Below are 16,237 nucleotides of genomic sequence, written 5' to 3' on the forward strand. Positions count from 1 at the left end.
TGCGCGCGTGCGTGGAAGGAGTCAGGATGCAGTGCGTGGACGCAGCTTCTGCACGCGATAGAACGTGTGGTCGCCGATGGTGGCAACCTGATACGCATTGCGCCAGCTGGGGCTCGCAATCGCGCTGGCGGCAAAGTGGCTCGCGCCTGGCACGATCTCTTTGCGTTGGCCTACCGGTAACGCCCAGTTGCGCTCTGCGGCCAATGCCACACCTAACGCCTTGTTCCAGGCATCGTCATTCTTGAGCTGAGTTCCCGGTGACACGATGGTCGGCGCGAACTGCTTGCGCGCGGTGACCACCTGACACATCGAATCGCCCCACAAACCACTGTCCAGACGACGCAACGCGACTTCTGCAACGGCTTGTTGGCCACGCAAGGTCTGGTCGCGTGCTTCCAGGTATACGGTGGTACTCAAACACAACGAATCTGCAGCCGGCTGCGGCAATAATTGCGACAGCCAAAGTATCCAAGCCAGTTTCATAGAACTCCTTGCTCCGTATGGGCCGATCCGCAGGCCATCCAAAGTGGATGCACCAGTGCGAATGGCTTGGCGTCATGGGGAGGCGACCTGCCAAGGGCCGCCAAGTCTCCGGCGAAAGACACATCTGCCGAAGGTGCCCACCAAATGCGGTGGGTCAAAAAGTTGGCGCAAGGTAGGCGGCGATCACATAATCCCTGCTGAATGGGCAGGGTTGACGCGCGTGATTGCCTGCTGTGTCTAGTGCTTCGCTGGATGAGAGCTTTGCGATGCAACATTGAGATGCGTCGCATCGATGTAGCGACTGCACATATTGAAATTTAGAACTGCGCGATACGCATGCGATATGTGGCAAGTGTGCAGGGTGATTGTCTTGCGTTGCATGCATGAAAAAGTGCGTATACCGCAACAAATGTGTTCTGCGCTACACGCCATCATCACTTGCTAGTGTGCTTGAACGCCGACTTCAGGCGCGTTGATGACGTATCGAGATGTGCAGACCGGTGTACTTAACGCAATGGTCCGCACATGGCTTGCATTGATAGCTTCGCGCAGATGTATCAGTGTCGGCAACGGACGACGATGTTTTGTTAGCCGTTCTAATTCGCTGCAGTTTTGAACTCATCGTGCGTATTGAATGAGACGCTTCAATTCAGCGTGGCGCAGAAGATTTTTGTGCATCTACTGCATGCAGTGCGATTGCTGGTGCGCATCATTGCAATCAGCGAAAAACGTCATGCGCAATCGCTGAAGCTCTTGCTGCGTTATCGAGACGATTACACGTGGCCCGAAGGCAGCGCTGCTGCGACAGATCGGCGTTTTCCAGACATCACAAAGGTGCTGCCGGCCCAGGCGATCAACACGCACAGCACACCGCAAATCATCGGACCCAATGCCATTGCCCACGCCAGATGCGCGTTGTGACCAGAGCGATAGTCGGATGCGCCAAGTAGCAATCCGATCAATGCACTGCCTGCTGCCAATGCAAGTTGGGCGGTGGCGGTGAGTGCGGCAAATCCGCGCGCCTGCTGTGCTGGGCCGTGGCGCGAGGCGAGTTCTGCATGCCGTGCCCAGACCCATTGCCCGGCACTGCCCGCCGCCAGACCCATGCCGAAGGCCAGGCTGGCATCCAGCACGGTGTGGCGAGAGACAGCCATGGCGAACACCAGCCCAAGTGCGGCCAACGCCGCTCCGCTGACGCCTAGTCGACGCATTGCCACAGTCGGCCAGCGGGCAGCCAAGGGCTGCACGACGACGCTGCCAAGCGCATAGGCAATCAACACCGCGCTACCCCATCCCGCCGAGCCCATACGCGACTGCGCCAGATACGGCGCCAATTTGGTAAATGTCGGCAGTGCCAACGCCAGTGCTGCGATGACAGCCAACGGCAGCAACTGATCGCGCTGCCATCGTGGTGCAGATGGCGGCGCTGGAGCGCCTGCAAGCACGTGTGCGTGGCGCTGCAGCGTCTGCCGTAACCACCACGCCGATAGCAGGGCAACGCTGCCGGACAGCGCGACGATCATCAACGCTGTGGATGCGGCGGCGTGCGTGCCGTCTTTCAGTAGCAGGCCGATCGCTGCGCTGACCAGCAACGCGGCCAGCCCGCTCCCGATCAGACGCAGCGCACTGACGCCGCGCGCGCCATGCCAAGGCCAGTGGGCCAATCCCAACAAGGTGTTCTGTGCCACGTCGCCGATTGCATATGCGGCGCGAAACGGCAGGCTGAGCAGCAGGACGCTGATCAAGCGGATATCGGGCGGAAATGCCGGCGTGACAAAGACCAACGACAAGGCGACAGCTGCTAGCGCAATGCCGCGCCATTGCGACCGCCCAGCCCACGCCAGGCTGGCGCCGGCACTCCAGCGCTTCGCTGCGAACACGCCCATCACTGCGCTCACGACCAGGCCGCCGGCGACCGAGACGCCGGCCGCAATCGCGCCCAGTCCGACGTATTCGGTCAACGCAAAAATCAGCAGCAATTCTGCGGTGTACCAGAGCAGGCTCTTGCCGAAATGCGCCGCAGCGTAGGCCAGCAACGCTGCGGGCGGGAGGGTAGGCGGCGATGCAGTCCGGGTCGATGGCATGCCGGGTTTATAGCCGAGCCGCGCGACAGAAAAAAGAATGTACCGAGCATGCTCCGACCAGCGGCGTACCCGGTGGTGTCGCGCTGTTGATGGCAGCGTCGACGCCGGCACCGATCTGTCCCTGTCTAAGAGTGGCTAACAAAGCGACTGCGCTCACCGCCACGCGGGTGCGGCCGGTGCTCGGCATCGGCATGTACCACTCGTACACTGCGGTTCTGAGCGCGCCATCCACGCCCACCTGACGACTGCTCGCTACGTTTTGTTAGCCGCTTTAAGGCGCCCGCGCGTGCACTTGCGCAAGCGTCTGCCGAGCAGGCCGGCGGTTGCCTTAAAGACCGCCGATATCAGCATCGAAGTGAAACCAATGCGGCTCTCTTGCAGACGCACAAACCCGCTCTGGCGTTGTAATGAAGAACGGCTGTAGCTTCTACGACATCGCGTGCAAGCGCGTTACAAGGTTGCCGCCAACCGGCACGCCTGATTGATCGCACGCTTGGCATCCAGTTCGGCGGCAACATCCGCACCGCCGATCAGATGCGGTTGCTGCCCATTGGCCTGCAGCGCGGCAAGCAGCTCGCGACGCGGTTCCTGCCCGGCGCAGACCACCACGGTGCCGACATCGAGCAATTGCTCGGTGCCTTCCACGCGGATCCGCAGACCGGCATCGTCAACGCCCAGATACTCCACGCCGCCGAGCATCTTGACGCCCTTGGCCTTGAGCGTGGCGCGGTGGATCCAGCCGGTGGTCTTGCCCAGACGCGCGCCGGGTTTGCCGGGGCTGCGCTGCAGCAGCCAGACCTGACGGGCAGGGCGCTCGGGTTGCGGTTTGGCCAACGCGCCGCGTGTTTCGAAGCTGGGGTCCACGCCCCATTCGGCCATCCAGCGTGCCGGATCCAGCGATGGCGAGACGCCTTCGTGCACCAGAAATTCGCCGACATCGAAACCGATTCCCCCGGCGCCGATGATGGCGACCTTCTCGGCCGCTACATGGCGGCCCAGCACGACGTCCAGGTAATTGACCACCATCGGATGATCGGCACCGGGGAAGTCCACCTTGCGCGGCTCGATGCCGGTGGCCAGCACGATCTCATCGAAGGCCTTGAGGTCGTCCGCCTGCACGCGTGTCTGCAACCGCAGCGCTACGCCGGTGGCTTCGATACGGTGTCCGAAATAGCGCAGCGTCTCGTTGAATTCTTCCTTGCCCGGGATGCGCTTGGCGACATTGAATTGCCCGCCGATTTCATCGCTTGCATCGAACAAGGTCACCTGGTGGCCGCGCTCGGCCGCCACCGTTGCGCAGGCCAGTCCGGCAGGGCCTGCACCGACCACCGCGATGCGCTTTGGCGTGGTGGTCGGTGTGTAGATCAGCTCGGTTTCGTGCACTGCGCGTGGGTTTACCAGGCAGCTGGCCAACTTGTTGTCGAACACATGATCCAGGCAGGCCTGGTTGCAGGCGATGCACGTATTGATTGTGTGCGACTGGCCGGCGCTGGCCTTGTTGGCCCATTGCGGGTCGGCCAACAGTGGGCGCGCCAGCGACACCATGTCGGCTGCGCCGTCGGCCAGGATGCGCTCGGCCACTTCGGGCATGTTGATGCGGTTGGTTGCCACCACCGGAATGCGCAGATGCGGCTTGAGCTTGGCGGTCACCCCGGCAAACGCCGCGCGCGGCACCGAGGTGGCGATGGTCGGGATGCGCGCCTCGTGCCAGCCGATGCCGGAATTGATGATGGTGGCGCCGGCTGCCTCGATTGCCTGCGCCTGCGCCAGGATCTCCTGCCACTGGTTGCCGTCATCGACCAGATCCACCAGCGACAGCCGATAGATGATGATGAAGTCCGGCCCGCAGGCCTCGCGGATGCGCCGAACGATCTCCACCGCAAAGCGCATGCGCTTGGTCGCATCGCCGCCCCAGGCATCGCTGCGCTGGTTGGTGCGCGCGGCGGTGAATTCGTTGATCAGATAGCCTTCGGACCCCATCACTTCCACGCCGTCGTAACCGGCCTCGCGCGCCAGCCGCGCCGCGCGCGCATAGGCCGCGATCTGCCGATCCACCGCACGCGCCGACAACGCACGCGGAGTGAATGGGTTGATCGGCGCCTTGAGCCTGGACGGCGCCACCGACAACGGGTGATAGGCGTAGCGCCCGGCATGCAGCAGCTGCAGGCAGATCTTGGCGCCGTGTGCGTGCACCGCACGGGTGACCTGACGATGCGGACGCACTTCCCACGGCCACGACAGCTTGCCGCCGAACGGTTTGAGCCAGCCCACCACATTCGGCGAAAACCCACCGGTGACGATCAGCCCGACGCCGCCGGCCGCGCGCTCGGCGAAATACGCCGCCAATTTGGGGAAATCGCGCGCACGGTCTTCAAGGCCGGTGTGCATCGAGCCCATCAGGACGCGATTGCGCAATTGCGTGAAACCCAGATCGAGCGGGGTGAACAGGTGCGGGTAGGGCGAGTCAGGCAGGCCGGTGGCGGGCGACATGATATGGATACGCTGGCGTACGGAGTGCGCACGATGCAGGCAAACGGGCGTGTCGGCAAGTCTTGACGCACGCGGCCAGTGCTGGCGGCAGTCTGCTGGAGAGGGCGGGACCCGCAAGCCGCGCAAACGCAGCGGGCAAACTCAACCAGTGACGCCGATCACCAGCCCGCCAGCACCAACTTGCCGATCGTGCTGCCGCTTTCCAGCCGCCGATGCGCCTCGCGCAACTGCTGCGCATTGATCGGTGACAGCGTCTCGGTCTGCGTGGTACGCAATTCGCCCGCATCGATCAGGCTGGCGGCACGATTGAGGATGCGGTGCTGCTCGACCATGTCTTCTGTTGCATAACGGGCGCGCGTGAACATCAGTTCCCAGTGGATGCCGATGCACTTGGATTTGTAGGGGTCGCCAATCGACAGCGGGCCGCGCGGCTCCACGATCAAGCCCACGTGTCCCTGTGGTGCCAGGATCTCGCCCAATTGCTGCCAGTAGCGGTCGGTGTCGGCCAGATTGAGCGCCGCATCCACACTCTGCAGGCCTAGCGCCTGCAATTGCGGGTGCAACGGTTGGTGGTGATCGATCACATGCTGCGCGCCCATCTGGCGCACCCATTCAATCGTCTCCGGCCGCGATGCCGTGGCGATGACCGTGAAGCCGGCATGCCGCGCCAGCTGGATCGCAATGGAGCCCACGCCACCGGCACCCCCGATGATCAATAAGTGCTTGCCGCGATTGCGTGCGCCGTCGAAGGCGAACGGCATGCGCTGGAACAACAACTCCCACGCGGTCAGCGTGGTCAGCGGCAACGCAGCCGCCTCGGCGAAGCTAAGCGAGGTCGGCTTGCAGCCGGCGATGCGCGCATCGACCAACTGGTACTGCGCGTTGCTGCCCGGCCTTCCGATATCTCCTGCGTAATAGACCTCGTCGCCCACCACGAATGCAGTGACCTCCGGGCCCACCGCTTCGACCACGCCGGCGGCGTCGTAGCCGAGAATTTTCGGTGCATCCAGCGTTTGCGGCTTGGGCGCACGCACCTTGGCGTCGACCGGATTCACCGAGATCGCCTCCACACGCACTAATAAGTCATACCCGGACGGCGCCGCAGGCGTCGGAAGCTCCATGTCAAGCAGCGACTCGGGATCGTCGATTGGAAGATGGCGAGTGATGGCGATGGCTTTCATCGAGGCGCTCCTTTGGGGGAGTTCAGGGTGCGTTGTGATGCCGTTGGCCCGCAACCACCAAGCCCACAATTCAGCTCGGACTAGGGCTCGCATTCACCAATGTGGTCACGGAGTCATGCCGCCTGTCCCCCGGAGGTCAGAGCGCAAGCGTATTCAACTGGCTTAATTGGGCTGCCGTTCATGCGGGGCAATTGTGCTAACTGGGCGCCCGGTCCTTTCCTTCATGAAGCTGTATACGTAGTATTGAGTGGGATCGCCGTCTCTGTTGATTGCTTTCACATGTTATATGTCCGTTAACGCGATCTTCACTGAAGCCGGCTTAATCTGCGCCCCGATGGCTCTGGATGTGACGAGCATCTTTACCAAGAACAATGCCTCTATCGGTTTATCTCCCAAAGAAGGAGCTGTATACATGAACAAGAAAATTCTCACTGCCGCGTTGCTTGGCGGCCTGGCGTTTGCCCAGGCTGCTTCCGCGCAGGAATTCGATGACCGTTGGTACCTGACCGGTAGCGCTGGCTTCAACTTCCAGGACAGCGATCGTCTGACCAATGATGCTCCGTTCGTGACCCTGGGTCTGGGCAAGTTTGTCAGCCCGAACTGGTCGATCGACGGCGAGCTGAACTATCAGAACCCGAATTTCGATGCCAACCAGGACCAGAACTGGAGCCAGTACGGCATCTCGTTCGACCTGCGTCGCCACTTCATCGCTGAAGGCCGCGGCTGGAACCCCTACCTCCTGTTCGGTCTGGGCTACCAGCGTTCGGAAGAAGAGTTCGACGCAACCCCGAACCCGGTTTCGCCGGGCCAGCAGAAAGACGGCAACTTTGCCGCCAAGGCTGGTGTCGGTCTGCAGACCACCTTCGACAAGCGCGTTGCCGTGCGTGCCGAGTTGGCCTACCGCGCTGACTTCAACGACCAGAGCGTTGCTGCTCCGCAGGAAGACTGGTTCGGCGACGTGCTGGCTTCGGTCGGCGTCGTGATCCCGTTGGGACCGGCTCCGTCGACCGCTCCGCCGCCGGCTCCGGCTCCGGTTGCTCCGAGCTGCGCAGACCTGGATGACGACGGTGACGGCGTCAACAACTGCGACGACAAGTGCCCGGCTTCGCAGCCTGGCCAGACCATCGGTCCGGACGGTTGCCCGGTTCCTGTGTCGATCGACCTGAAGGGCGTGAACTTCGACTTCAACAAGTCGACCCTGCGTCCGGACGCACAGTCCATCCTGAGCGAAGCGACCGAGATCCTGAAGCGTTACCCCGACCTGAAGGTCGAGGTTGCCGGTCACACCGACTCGAAGGGTACCGACGCGTACAACCAGAAGCTGTCCGAGCGTCGTGCGACCACCGTGTACGACTACCTGACCAAGAACGGCGTTGATGCGTCGCGTCTGGTTGGCCCGATCGGCTACGGCGAGAGCCGTCCGATTGCTCCGAACGCCAACCCGGATGGTTCCGACAATCCGGAAGGCCGTGCGAAGAACCGTCGTACCGAGCTGAACGTCCAGAACTAATTGGACCGCTAGCTGTTGCATACAAAACCCGGCCTTGTGCCGGGTTTTGTCTTTGTAGGACCAGGAAAAGTGCGTCGAGTCGCCGCCAAACCTGTCTGTGTTGCCATCCAGGCACGGTTCCGGTTGAAACAGCGTTCATCGCTGCCTACACTCGCCGCGTCAACACCAAACTCATAATTGGAAGAACCCGATGCTGCGTACCGCCACGGCAGGTTTGCTCTGTCTCGCTTTGATTCCTGCCGCTTACGCCGCCCCGAACTGCGCCGGCAGCACGGTGTCCCAGCCGCTGCCGTTGCCTGCCACGGTGATTGCGCCGGCGGCGGCCGAGTTCTACACCCGTAGCGTCCAGCTGGGCATGCCCACCGGCGTGTTGGCCCAGCCCTATACCAGCGAGCAATCGGTGGACCGCGTGCTGCTGCGGTTGCGTGTGGAAGGCTGCCAGGATCTGGCCAAGGTGATTCCGCCCGGCGGCACCGTCAATTCGAACGATCCGGCCGCCTACAAGGCCACCACTGCATTCGACAACACGCCGTGGCGCTTTGACATGAGTCAGAACGGCAAGCGCATGACCGCCGAAGAATTCGATGCCTGGATGAAGGCGCGCGGTGTGCGCGTGGTCAAGGCGCGTCCGGTAGCTGCGCCGGCTCCGGCCGCTGCGGCAACTGCAACGCCTGCGGCCGACGCCAAGTCGGTCGAAAACAAGTAAGCGGCACGGTCGGGACGGCATGACCCGGTGGCCTCCGCCGGCAACGTCCCGGCAACGCAAGCGTGGTCCTGCCGGTGCTTCGCGCGCCTCAGCTACGGGCACGGCGGCCACCGCGCCGCGCCACGGGCTGGCGCGCGTGCTGTCCAAATTGGGCGTGTGTTCGCGTACCGAAGCGGCACGCTGGATCGCCGAAGGGCGGGTCAGCGTGGCTGCGCGTGTGGTTCACGACCCCGAATATCCGATCAGCGCCGCTCAGCAGTCGAGCATTACCGTCGACGGGCAGCCGTTGGCCGGGCCGGCGCGCTGCTATCTGATGCTCAACAAGCCGCGCGGCGTGGTCACGACCGTGCGCGACGAGCAGGGCAGGGACACGGTGTATCGCTGCTTCGATGGTGCCGGATTGCCGTGGATCGCGCCGGTCGGGCGATTGGACAAGGCCAGCGAAGGGCTGCTGCTCTTCAGTAACGACCCGCAATGGGCAGCGGCGGTGACCGACCCTGCGACCGGGCCGGACAAGACCTATCACGTGCAGATCGATTGCCGCCCGAGTGCCGAGCAACTGGCGCAGTTGCAGGCCGGTGTGGCCGATCCCGATCCTGAGAGCGATGGTGCGCTGCTGCGTGCCAAGCACGTTGGCGTGCTGCGCGAAGGCGAGCGCAATGCGTGGCTGGAGATCGTGCTGGACGAGGGCCGCAATCGGCAGATCCGCCGCTTGTTGGCAGCGCTGGAGATCGGTGTGCTGCGACTGGTGCGGGTGGCGATCGGTGCGCTGGCAATGGGTGAGTTGGGCAAAGGCGCGTGGCGCATGCTCAGCGCCGAGGAAGTCAGGGCGCTGACGGCGGCTCACGCCAGCGCGCCAGACGCGCGCTGAGCAAGGCGCTGACGACTTCAAAAGCACGTGCGTCGCCGGCGCCGTTGGCATCGTGACGGCGACCCTTGGCGTGATTGCAACCGGCACAGGCCAGGGCAAGGTTGCGCGCCGCGTTCGCATCGTCGCCGACCATCGCGCACAGCGCGGCCGCCGCGCGACGGCCGAACCAGGCCTGCGGGACCACGTGTTCCAGGGTGGTGTGTCCGAGCGGTTCGCCATCGGCGCGCAGTTGCAAGCGCCGACGGCAATGCAGGCAGCGGGTTTCCCAACTGCCGTCCAGTAAGTGCGCCTGGGCATCGGTGTGCGCCGCCAGCAACAGCCGTTGGCGCAGCACCGTGCGCATCAGTCTTTGATGACGTCGAGTTCGCGGCCGATCTTGATGAATGCTGCGATCGCCTGATCCAGCTGCTCGCGGGTGTGCGCGGCGCTGATCTGGGTGCGGATGCGCGCCTGGCCCTTGGGCACTACCGGGAAGAAGAAGCCGATGGCGTAGATGCCTTCTTCCAGCAGGCGCTCGGCGAATTTCTGCGCCAGCGGTGCGTCGTAGAGCATCACCGGGCTGATCGGATGCACGCCAGGTTTGACGTCGAAACCGGCGGCGGTCATGCGCTCGCGGAAGTAACGCGTGTTTTCGACCAGCTGCGTGCGCAGCTCGCCGGCGGCATCCAGCATGTCGAACGCCTTGATGCCTGCGGCCACCACGTGCGGCGGCAGTGAATTGGAAAAAAGATAAGGACGCGAGCGCTGGCGCAGCAGTTCGATGACTTCACGCTTGGCGGTGGTGAAGCCGCCCAGTGCGCCGCCCATCGCCTTGCCCAGCGTGCCGGTGAAGATATCGATCTGGTCCAGCACGCCCTTGACCTCGGCCGAGCCGCGGCCGGTAGCGCCCAAAAAGCCGGTGGCATGGCATTCGTCGATATGCACCAGCGCGTTGTACTTGCGGGCGAGGGCGGTGATCTCGTCCAGCGGGGCGATGAAGCCGTCCATCGAGAATACGCCGTCGCTGGTGATCAGCTTGGTCTTGCAACCGGCGGCATCGGCGGCCTGCAGCTGCGCTTCCAGGTCGGCCATGTCGCAGTTGGCGTAGCGGAAGCGCTTGGCCTTGCACAGGCGTACGCCGTCGATGATCGAGGCGTGGTTGAGCGCGTCGGAGATGATGGCGTCGTGCTCGCCGAGCAACGGTTCGAACAGGCCGCCGTTGGCATCGAAACAGGCGGCATAGAGGATGGTGTCCTCGGTGCCGAAGAAGTCGGCGATGGTGCGCTCGAGTTGCTTATGCAAATCCTGGGTGCCGCAGATGAAGCGCACCGAGGCCATGCCGAAGCCGTGCGTGTCCAGCGCGTCCTTGGCGGCCTGGATGATGTCCGGGTGGTCGGCCAGGCCCAGGTAGTTGTTGGCGCAGAAGTTGAGCACGCTGCGGCCGTCGGCGAGGGTGATCTGCGCCGACTGCGGGCCGGTGATGATGCGCTCGGACTTGAACAGGCCCTGGGCCTGGATCGCCTCCAGTTCGGCGGCGTAATGGGCGGTCAGCGCGGCGGGAGCGTTGGTCATGGCGATCGCAGTGGCAGAAAGAAGCACGATTTTAACGATCACGGCGGCATACCACTACGTCATGCAAAATCGGTATAAGCGCAGGCGTGTATGTCATTTCACCGCCCGCGTAGCGCTGCGCAGCATGGCATGCTTGCTGTTCAGCTGCGCCCAACCGGCCAGGAGATTGCTGTGACCCACCCCCGCTACCGCTTCGTGTCGATCCTGTTGTGCAGCTTGCTGGCCCTGGCCGGCCCGGCTGGCGCGCGCGACATCGGTCTGCTCAATGTGAGCTATGACCCCACCCGCGAGTTCTATCGCGACTACAACAGCGCGTTCGCCGCGCATTGGAAGCAGCAACATCCGCAGGACACGGTGACGGTGGAAACCTCGCACGGCGGCTCCGGCAAACAGGCGCGCGCAGTGATCGACGGCATCGAGGCCGATGTGGTCACGTTGGCGCTGGCCTACGACGTGGACGCAATCGCCGAGAAGGCCAAGCTGATCGACAGCGATTGGGAAAAACGCCTGCCCGACAATAGCGCGCCGTATACCTCGACGATCGTGTTTCTGGTGCGCAAGGGCAACCCGAAGAACATCCACGACTGGCCGGACCTGCTGCGCTCCGGCGTGGCGGTGGTGACGCCCAACCCCAAGACCTCCGGTGGTGCGCGCTGGAACTACCTGGCCGCCTGGGCGTATGCCGACCGCATCTTCAAGGGCGATCGCGAGCGCATCGTGCGCTACATGCAGGCGCTGTTCCGCAATGTGCCGGTGCTGGACACCGGCGCGCGCGGTGCCACGACGACCTTCGTGCAGCGTGGTATCGGCGATGTGCTGCTGGCCTGGGAAAACGAAGCGCTGCTGGCGCGCGATGAACTGGGCAAGGACAAGTTCGAGATCGTGGTGCCGAAGTTGTCGATCCTGGCCGAGCCGTCGGTGGCCTTGGTCGACAAGAACGTCGACAAACACGGCACGCGCGAGGTGGCCGAGGCCTACCTGCGTTATCTGTACGCGCCGGAAGGGCAGAAGCTGGCAGCCAAGCATTTCTATCGCCCACGCCACCCGGAATTTGCCGACCCGGCGGATCTTGCGCGTTTCCCGGACATCAAGCTGGTGACCATCCAGGAAGCGTTCGGGTCGTGGGACAAGGCGCAGCAGGAACACTTCGCCGACGGTGGTGTGTTCGATCAGATCCAGGCAAAAAAGTAGGCAATGCATATGTCGGTTGCTCCCCATCCAGCGCCGTCATCGCGCCGACGCGTGATGCCGGGGTTGGGCCTGAGTCTTGGAATTACGCTGACCTGGCTGGGATTGATTGTGTTGATACCGCTGCTGGGCATCTTCATCAAAACCAGCGGATTGGGTTGGGACGGCCTGTGGCGGGTGTGGAGCGAGCCACGGGTGTTGTCGGCGTTGCGGGTGAGCTTCGGTACGGCGTTCGTGGCCGGCGCCTTCAACGCACTCATGGGCACCTGGGTGGCGTGGGTGTTCGTGCGCTACAACTTCCCGGGCAAGCGCTTCTTCGACGCGGTGATCGATCTGCCATTCGCGTTGCCAACCGCAGTCGCCGGTATTGCGCTGACTGCGTTGTATGGCGGCAACGGCTGGGTCGGGCGCTGGCTGGAGGCGATCGGTATCAAGGTCGCCTATACGCAGTTGGGGATCGTGCTGGCGCTGGTGTTTGTCGGCCTGCCGTTCGTGGTGCGGGTGGTGCAGCCGGTGCTGGCCGAGAGCGAGCGTGAGCTGGAAGCGGCCGCCGCCACGCTGGGTGCGTCGCGCTGGCAGACGGTCTGGCGGGTGGTGTTGCCGGGTCTGTGGCCAGCGGTATTGACCGGGTTTGCTCTGGCCTTCGCACGCGGCGTGGGTGAGTACGGTTCGGTGATCTTCATCGCCGGCAATCTGCCCAATTCCACCGAGATCGCGCCGCTGCTGATCACCATCCGGCTGGAAGAATTCGATTATGCCGGCGCCACCGCGATTGCGGCGGCAATGCTGCTGCTGTCGTTCGTGATCCTGCTGGTGGTCAATACGCTGCAGGCACGCCTGCTGCGCTATCAACGGAGGCCTGCATGAACGATGCTGTTTCATCGCTGCCCTCCATGCTGCAGAACCGCACAATGACCGAACAGGCGCGCCGCATCACCGACTCGGCCACCAACGAGCCTCGCTGGGTGCAGTGGCTGATGATTCTGGGCGCGCTGCTGTTCCTGCTGGCGTTTTTGCTGCTGCCGCTGGTGCTGGTCTTCGCCGAGGCGCTGCGGGGTGGTTGGGAAACGTTCCTGCGCGCAGTGGTCGATCCGGATGCGTTGTCGGCGATCAAGCTGACCTTGATCGTGACTGCGATCGTGCTGCCGCTGAATCTGGTATTCGGGGTGGCTGCGGCGTGGGCGGTGAGCAAGCATCGCTTTCCCGGCAAGCGCTTGCTGATCAGCCTGATCGATCTGCCGTTTTCGGTATCGCCGGTGGTGGCGGGTTTGATCTTCGTGCTGATCTTCGGGCGCAGCGGCTGGGCGTGGCCGTTGATCGACGAAGGTTGGCAGGCGCAGCTGCCGTTTTTTGGCGAGATGCTGATTCAGCTGCCACGCATCGTATTCGCGCTGCCGGGCATCGTGTTGGCGACGACCTTTGTCACGTTTCCGTTTATCGCGCGCGAGCTGATGCCACTGATGGAGCAGCAAGGCAGCGATGAAGAACTGGCGGCATTGAGCCTGGGCGCGAGCGGCTGGCAGATGTTCTGGCGGGTGACCCTGCCCAATATCCGTTGGGGCCTGATGTACGGCGTGCTGCTGTGCGCGGCGCGCGCGATGGGCGAGTTCGGTGCGGTGTCGGTGGTGTCCGGGCATATCCGCGGGCGCACCAATACGCTGCCCTTGCATGTGGAAATTCTCTACAACGAATACGCCTACAGCGCCGCGTTTGCGTGTGCCTCGCTGCTGGCATTGACCGCGCTGCTGACGCTGGCGCTGAAGACGTATCTGGAATGGCGGCATGGCGATTCGCTCGCCGCCAACCACCGACATTGAGGTGAACATGGGCATCCGCATCCACCGCCTGCGCAAGCAGTTCGACACGTTCACTGCGCTGGACGACATCACGTTGGACGTGCGCCAAGGTGAGTTGCTGGCACTGCTGGGGCCGTCGGGCTCAGGCAAGACCACGTTGTTGCGCATCATGGCCGGGCTGGAGCATGCCGATGGCGGGCAGGTGCTGTTCGGCGACGAAGATGCCACGCGCATGAGCGTGCAGTCGCGCCGGGTCGGCTTCGTATTCCAGCACTACGCGTTGTTCAAGCATATGGACGTGTTCGAGAACATCGCCTTCGGCTTGCGGGTGCGGCGCGGTAACGAGCGTTGGGCTGAAGCGCGTATCCGCGCACGCGTGGAAGAATTGCTGGCGCTGGTGCAGTTGCATGGCCTGGAGCAGCGCTATCCCACCCAGCTGTCCGGTGGTCAGCGTCAGCGTGTGGCACTGGCGCGTGCGTTGGCGATCGAGCCGCGTGTGCTGTTGCTGGACGAGCCATTCGGTGCGCTGGATGCGCAGGTGCGCCGCGACCTGCGCCGCTGGCTGCGTGAGCTGCACGAACGTACCGGTCTGACCACGGTGTTCGTGACCCACGATCAGGAAGAAGCGCTGGAACTGGCCGACCGGGTGGCGATCCTCAACCGCGGCCGCATCGAGCAGCTCGACACCCCGGCGATGATCTACGACAAGCCTGCCTCGCCGTTCGTGTATTCGTTCGTGGGCGCGGTGAACCGCATTCCTGGTGTGCTGGCGGAAGGTCGGATCCAGGTGGCCGGGCATGCATTGCCGGCGGCCAATGCCGCGTTGGCTGCTGGCCCGGTCGAGGTGTATGTGCGACCGGAAGATCTGGTGCCCGATGACGCCGGTTGGCCGGCGACAGTGGCCTGGTCGCAGCGCAGCGGGGCGCGTCTGCGTCTGCGCGCAACGCTTGAGCCGGCAGGCAACGAGGTGGAAGTGGAACTGCCGGCTTCGGCGGGAAGTTTTCAGCCAGGGCAGCAGCTAAGGTTGGCGGCGCGGCATTACGGGGTGTTTCCGGTGTGATTCAACGCCGGCTGGGGTCGGTATTGAACGGGGATTTGGGATTTGGGATTCGGGATTCGTAGAGCGGGGTCCGCCTTTGCTTTGGCATTACGAATCCCCACTCCCCAATCTCAAGATCCTGCGCATTCAGTCGATGAGATGGGCATCCTGATCAGCATCATCGGTGCTTAAAGCCTGTGTGCTGGTTCAAAGGCGCACGACGTTGATGTTGCGCTGCAATGACAGTTGGACTAATAAAGTCACTGCAGCCTCGCTTCGCGTCATCCGACCGCCCATCGACCCAGGAGATGCTCCATGAAGCCGTCCCCCCTCGCGTGTTGTCTGTCGTTGCTGTTGCTCGGTGTCGTGCCGTTGGCGCATGCGCAGGATGAAGAAGCGCCAGCGTCGCCCTTCAGTGGCACCTTTGCGGTCACCAGCGATTATCTGTTCCGCGGTATCTCGCAGACCAATGAAGAGCCCGCCTTCCAGGCCGGACTCACGTACACGACGCCGTTCGGCGTGTACATCGGCACCTGGACCTCCAATGTTGATTACGGTGCGGGCGATCCGGATTGGGAAGTGGATGGCTTTGTCGGCTACAACACCGATCTGGGCACGAACTGGAATTTCGATGTGATGGTCAACCGCTACCAGTACCTGGGAGCGGGCGCGTCCAACTACGCCGAACTGATCACCAAGACCACTTTTTTGAAGACCTATAGCTTGACCGTTGCCTATACCAACGATCTGTATGGGTCGAAGACCGACGGCTATTACTACGCGCTCGATGCCAACTGGACGTTGCCGTACGACTTCACGTTCGGCGCGCACGCCGGGCACAGCGTTTATACCTCGGCGCTCAGTCAGGTGGATCACGATTACAACGACTTCGGTGTGAATGTCGGCAAGGCGTTCGGTCCGCTGGGTTTGAGCGTGGGCTATTACGACACCAGCGAAGCGGCCGAATTCGGCTTCGGTCGGCAGAATTCGCAGAACCATCTGGTTGCGACTGCGACGGTCACCTGGCCTTGATGGCGATCGACTAAATGGCGGCTCTGACAACGTGGCCGGGTAGTTGTGAGGCGGGAAGAGTTGATGCTCGGATGCTTCAGCATCTACATCTAAGGGATGCTTAGGAATCTAGATTTCGGCTGGCTTGTTTTGGAGTGTTTGCACAGTGCGGATAGGTCGCTTGTAGAGCGGCTGATCTGCTACTTGGATGCAGGGTCCTTGCCCGCCCACCATCGCGGGACACGCCGCAAGTACGTCCATGTAGGCTCTTACGCGGCATCCATGCCGCGTAAGGTCCCGCGACGGTGGGCGGGCAAGGACCAATCA

14 protein-coding genes and 1 other RNA gene are annotated in these 16,237 nt (G+C 63.1%); 9 read left to right on the top strand and 6 right to left on the bottom strand.

Annotated features, from left to right (window positions below):
• Positions 1-21 precede the first annotated feature (21 nt).
• Both NMB96_RS11435 and NMB96_RS11440 read right to left on the bottom strand, forming a co-directional pair.
• Entirely contained in the window at positions 22-483 is a 462-nt protein-coding gene (locus tag NMB96_RS11435) for a cell wall hydrolase (RefSeq protein ID WP_039413190.1), read from the bottom strand.
• Positions 484-1,256: 773 nt separating this feature from the next.
• Positions 1,257-2,567 carry an MFS transporter gene (locus tag NMB96_RS11440; RefSeq protein WP_255086897.1) on the bottom strand — a complete coding sequence of 437 codons (1,311 nt, stop codon included), beginning with the start codon at positions 2,565-2,567 and terminating at the stop codon, positions 1,257-1,259.
• A 191-nt stretch (positions 2,568-2,758) separates the two neighbouring features.
• On the opposite strand from NMB96_RS11440, the gene NMB96_RS11445 reads away from it, so the two are divergent.
• Positions 2,759-2,835, top strand: a non-coding RNA gene (locus NMB96_RS11445) — sX9 sRNA.
• A 182-nt stretch (positions 2,836-3,017) separates the two neighbouring features.
• Here NMB96_RS11445 and NMB96_RS11450 read toward each other — a convergent pair.
• Positions 3,018-5,057 carry an NADPH-dependent 2,4-dienoyl-CoA reductase gene (locus NMB96_RS11450; RefSeq protein WP_255086898.1) on the bottom strand — a complete coding sequence of 680 codons (2,040 nt, stop codon included), beginning with the start codon at positions 5,055-5,057 and terminating at the stop codon, positions 3,018-3,020.
• A gap of 158 nt (positions 5,058-5,215) precedes the next feature.
• Positions 5,216-6,238, bottom strand: coding sequence for a zinc-binding alcohol dehydrogenase family protein (locus NMB96_RS11455; RefSeq protein WP_176339520.1), 1,023 nt, complete (start codon positions 6,236-6,238; stop codon positions 5,216-5,218).
• A 412-nt stretch (positions 6,239-6,650) separates the two neighbouring features.
• Between NMB96_RS11455 and NMB96_RS11460 the strand changes: the two genes are divergently transcribed.
• The 3 genes from NMB96_RS11460 to NMB96_RS11470 all read left to right on the top strand — a co-directional run bounded on the left by NMB96_RS11460 (position 6,651) and on the right by NMB96_RS11470 (position 9,325).
• Entirely contained in the window at positions 6,651-7,748 is a 1,098-nt protein-coding gene (locus NMB96_RS11460; RefSeq protein WP_023902839.1) for an OmpA family protein, read from the top strand.
• A 190-nt stretch (positions 7,749-7,938) separates the two neighbouring features.
• Positions 7,939-8,454: a hypothetical protein gene (locus tag NMB96_RS11465; RefSeq protein ID WP_023902840.1), complete on the top strand. Its 516-nt coding sequence runs from the start codon at positions 7,939-7,941 to the stop codon at positions 8,452-8,454.
• Positions 8,455-8,473: 19 nt separating this feature from the next.
• On the top strand, positions 8,474-9,325 hold the full coding sequence (locus NMB96_RS11470; RefSeq protein WP_023902841.1) for a pseudouridine synthase: 852 nt from the start codon (positions 8,474-8,476) through the stop codon (positions 9,323-9,325).
• Here the strand turns inward: NMB96_RS11470 and NMB96_RS11475 are convergent.
• Positions 9,279-9,668, bottom strand: coding sequence for a hypothetical protein (locus NMB96_RS11475; protein ID WP_043888976.1), 390 nt, complete (start codon positions 9,666-9,668; stop codon positions 9,279-9,281). The genes NMB96_RS11470 and NMB96_RS11475 overlap by 47 nt on opposite strands.
• Positions 9,668-10,876, bottom strand: coding sequence for a glycine C-acetyltransferase (gene kbl / locus NMB96_RS11480; RefSeq protein WP_255086899.1), 1,209 nt, complete (start codon positions 10,874-10,876; stop codon positions 9,668-9,670). Before kbl ends, NMB96_RS11475 begins: the two co-directional genes overlap by 1 nt.
• 90 nt (positions 10,877-10,966) lie before the next feature.
• On the opposite strand from kbl, the gene NMB96_RS11485 reads away from it, so the two are divergent.
• The 5 genes from NMB96_RS11485 to NMB96_RS11505 all read left to right on the top strand — a co-directional run bounded on the left by NMB96_RS11485 (position 10,967) and on the right by NMB96_RS11505 (position 15,931).
• Positions 10,967-12,067, top strand: coding sequence for a sulfate ABC transporter substrate-binding protein (locus tag NMB96_RS11485; RefSeq protein ID WP_255086900.1), 1,101 nt, complete (start codon positions 10,967-10,969; stop codon positions 12,065-12,067).
• Between the two features lie 3 nt (positions 12,068-12,070).
• Positions 12,071-12,931, top strand: coding sequence for a sulfate ABC transporter permease subunit CysT (cysT, locus tag NMB96_RS11490; protein WP_255086901.1), 861 nt, complete (start codon positions 12,071-12,073; stop codon positions 12,929-12,931).
• A complete protein-coding gene (gene cysW / locus NMB96_RS11495) occupies positions 12,928-13,881 on the top strand; it encodes a sulfate ABC transporter permease subunit CysW (protein ID WP_255086902.1) in 954 nt (317 codons plus the stop codon). Before cysT ends, cysW begins: the two co-directional genes overlap by 4 nt.
• 7 nt (positions 13,882-13,888) lie before the next feature.
• Entirely contained in the window at positions 13,889-14,920 is a 1,032-nt protein-coding gene (locus tag NMB96_RS11500; RefSeq protein WP_023902846.1) for a sulfate/molybdate ABC transporter ATP-binding protein, read from the top strand.
• A 294-nt stretch (positions 14,921-15,214) separates the two neighbouring features.
• Complete coding sequence (locus tag NMB96_RS11505) at positions 15,215-15,931, top strand: TorF family putative porin (RefSeq protein ID WP_006452587.1); 717 nt, start codon at positions 15,215-15,217, stop codon at positions 15,929-15,931.
• Positions 15,932-16,237: the final 306 nt, after the last annotated feature.

The sequence above is a fragment of the Xanthomonas hortorum genome (assembly GCF_024339125.1).
GTDB lineage: Bacteria > Pseudomonadota > Gammaproteobacteria > Xanthomonadales > Xanthomonadaceae > Xanthomonas > Xanthomonas hortorum.

What these genes read in the sequence shown, in the direction of transcription:
- NMB96_RS11485 (WP_255086900.1), top strand. Translation starts at nt 10,967, where the DNA reads ATGTCATTTCACCGCCCGCGTAGCGCTGCGCAGCATGGCATGCTTGCT.
- NMB96_RS11440 (WP_255086897.1), bottom strand. Translation starts at nt 2,567, where the DNA reads ATGCCATCGACCCGGACTGCATCGCCGCCTACCCTCCCGCCCGCAGCG.
- NMB96_RS11435 (WP_039413190.1), bottom strand. Translation starts at nt 483, where the DNA reads ATGAAACTGGCTTGGATACTTTGGCTGTCGCAATTATTGCCGCAGCCG.
- NMB96_RS11465 (WP_023902840.1), top strand. Translation starts at nt 7,939, where the DNA reads ATGCTGCGTACCGCCACGGCAGGTTTGCTCTGTCTCGCTTTGATTCCT.
- kbl (WP_255086899.1), bottom strand. Translation starts at nt 10,876, where the DNA reads ATGACCAACGCTCCCGCCGCGCTGACCGCCCATTACGCCGCCGAACTG.
- NMB96_RS11505 (WP_006452587.1), top strand. Translation starts at nt 15,215, where the DNA reads ATGAAGCCGTCCCCCCTCGCGTGTTGTCTGTCGTTGCTGTTGCTCGGT.
- NMB96_RS11470 (WP_023902841.1), top strand. Translation starts at nt 8,474, where the DNA reads ATGACCCGGTGGCCTCCGCCGGCAACGTCCCGGCAACGCAAGCGTGGT.
- cysT (WP_255086901.1), top strand. Translation starts at nt 12,071, where the DNA reads ATGCATATGTCGGTTGCTCCCCATCCAGCGCCGTCATCGCGCCGACGC.
- cysW (WP_255086902.1), top strand. Translation starts at nt 12,928, where the DNA reads ATGAACGATGCTGTTTCATCGCTGCCCTCCATGCTGCAGAACCGCACA.
- NMB96_RS11500 (WP_023902846.1), top strand. Translation starts at nt 13,889, where the DNA reads ATGGGCATCCGCATCCACCGCCTGCGCAAGCAGTTCGACACGTTCACT.
- NMB96_RS11475 (WP_043888976.1), bottom strand. Translation starts at nt 9,668, where the DNA reads ATGCGCACGGTGCTGCGCCAACGGCTGTTGCTGGCGGCGCACACCGAT.
- NMB96_RS11450 (WP_255086898.1), bottom strand. Translation starts at nt 5,057, where the DNA reads ATGTCGCCCGCCACCGGCCTGCCTGACTCGCCCTACCCGCACCTGTTC.
- NMB96_RS11460 (WP_023902839.1), top strand. Translation starts at nt 6,651, where the DNA reads ATGAACAAGAAAATTCTCACTGCCGCGTTGCTTGGCGGCCTGGCGTTT.
- NMB96_RS11455 (WP_176339520.1), bottom strand. Translation starts at nt 6,238, where the DNA reads ATGAAAGCCATCGCCATCACTCGCCATCTTCCAATCGACGATCCCGAG.